The organism is Mesorhizobium sp. M2A.F.Ca.ET.039.01.1.1 (genome assembly GCF_003998035.1).
Classification (GTDB): domain Bacteria; phylum Pseudomonadota; class Alphaproteobacteria; order Rhizobiales; family Rhizobiaceae; genus Mesorhizobium.
Genome location: NZ_RZRY01001397.1, coordinates 1 through 663, shown reverse-complemented (window position 1 = coordinate 663; position 663 = coordinate 1). Strand labels below are relative to the sequence as shown.

Annotated in this window: 1 protein-coding gene; it reads left to right on the top strand. The window is 65.6% G+C overall.

Going from position 1 to position 663, the window contains the following annotated elements:
* On the top strand, positions 1 to 663 hold a 663-nt coding region (locus tag EOA24_RS40085; RefSeq protein ID WP_133375062.1), incomplete at both ends, for an ABC transporter permease.

Here is a 663-nt window from a genome sequence, read left to right as displayed (position 1 = left end):
CACCTACGGCATGCCGACCATCCTGGCCGTGCTGCTCGGGCTTGCCGCCGGCGCGGCCTGCGGCCTGCTCAACGGCCTGCTCGTCGCCTACATGAAGCTGCCGCCCTTCATCGTCACGCTCGGCACCTGGAACATCGTCATGGCGACGAATTTCATCTATTCGGCCAATGAGACGATCCGCGACGCCGACGTCGACGCCCAGGCGCCACTGCTGCACTTCTTCGCGCTGAGCTTCCGGGTCGGTTCCGCAGTCCTGACGGCCGGCGTCATCGCCATGGTGCTGCTGGTGATGTTGCTCTGGTATGTGCTGAACCACACCGCCTGGGGGCGCCATGTCTATGCCGTCGGCGACGACCCCGAGGCGGCCAAGCTTTCCGGCATCCAGACCAAGAAGGTGCTGATGGCCGTCTACACACTTGCAGGCCTGATCGCCGCCTTCGCCGCCTGGGTCTCGATCGGCCGCAATGGCTCGATCTCGCCGTCCGCAGCCGTCACCGACTACAATCTGCAGGCCATCACCGCCACGGTGATCGGCGGCATCTCGCTCTTTGGCGGCCGCGGCTCAATCCTCGGCACGCTGTTCGGCGCCATGATCGTCGGCGTCGTCTCGATGGGTCTCAACATGCTGGGCGCCGACCCGCAATGGAAAGTGCTGCTCACCGG